Origin of the sequence: Acidisoma sp. S159 (assembly GCF_009766125.1) — a bacterium.
Lineage (GTDB): Bacteria > Pseudomonadota > Alphaproteobacteria > Acetobacterales > Acetobacteraceae > Acidisoma.
In genome coordinates, this window is record NZ_LMUG01000041.1 from 72,606 (window position 1) to 73,605 (window position 1,000).

The 1,000-nt window shown below is 59.6% G+C and carries 2 protein-coding genes and 1 pseudogene; 1 reads left to right on the top strand and 2 read right to left on the bottom strand.

What is annotated here, in order from left to right:
• The coding region (locus GSQ92_RS30915) for a KUP/HAK/KT family potassium transporter (protein WP_371418553.1) at positions 1–229 on the bottom strand (229 nt) is incomplete at its 3' end.
• Between the two features lie 229 nt (positions 230–458).
• On the opposite strand from GSQ92_RS30915, the gene GSQ92_RS11790 reads away from it, so the two are divergent.
• The gene (locus tag GSQ92_RS11790; protein ID WP_158803235.1) at positions 459–728 is read left to right on the top strand and encodes an HU family DNA-binding protein; all 270 of its coding nucleotides are present in this window, start codon (positions 459–461) and stop codon (positions 726–728) included.
• A 41-nt stretch (positions 729–769) separates the two neighbouring features.
• Here GSQ92_RS11790 and GSQ92_RS30180 read toward each other — a convergent pair.
• Positions 770–1,000: pseudogene (locus GSQ92_RS30180) on the bottom strand (hypothetical protein); the annotation flags it as partial.

Sequence of the window (1,000 nt, forward strand, 5' to 3'; positions counted from 1 at the left end):
GCATGACGAGGATGCAGTATTTGATCGAAATCGTCACGATCAAGGTCCAGACGACGAGGGAAAGAAGGCCCAGCGCATCTCCCACCGAAGGGCGACCGCCCACGTCGCTCACAATAGTCTGATAGGTATAAAGTGGGCTCGTTCCGAGATCGCCAAAAACGATGCCGAGCGCCGCTAAAGCAGTTGTTGTCGTCGCGCCCTGCTTCGTGGCCGAGGTTGCCTCACGCATGTCTGGGGCGATCTCCGTCGATTGGGGCAGTCTTCAACAAGGTCCTTTGACTGCTTGGATCAACGGCCGCAAGGGCTGTTCGGCTCTCCATGCTTCCTACGTGATGATCAGCGCGTTTCGGGCGCGGCACTGAGGACGAGAGACTGCGCAATGATCCCAGCGTAGCACTTGAATTTCTCAAGCCATCCGGTACAGAAATTGCGCCTAACCATCATGAGGACTGGTAACTGTGTCAAAAGCCTTCATTGCCTCCGTTCTGCAGGACTCTGCTGAGCTGACTGGTGTCGCGGCGAATCGAGCGGCTAGTGACCTCATAGATGCCATCGTCAAAGAGCTGAAAACCTCGGGCGGCTTCACCTTACCCAGCTTCGGCACCTTTCGTGTCGCCAAGACAAAGGCCCGCAAGGCGCTCAACCCCCGCACAGGTGAGCCGGTCAAGGTAAAGGCGGGCAAAACCGTGAGGTTCAAAGTCTCGCCGGCGCTGAAGAAGTTGGTCTAACGTCCGACTTCGCCGAGGCGGCGCCTCAACCCTTCACAGGGTCACTCGCGCGTTCCCATATCCAGAGCACTTTCCTCGACATGCCCAGCACTGCCGACGGCTTCCCGAAAGCGGCCGAGGGCGCAGCGCGGCACGTCGCGAATCAGGAAGACAGCGCCATCGGGAATAGATGTCGCCCACGTGCTGGGCGACGTGAGGCATCTTGGCTTCCCCGAGAGGAACCGGATGCCTCGGCCTGGGCGAGCCCCACGCAGGTTCCTGAGGGACGCAGC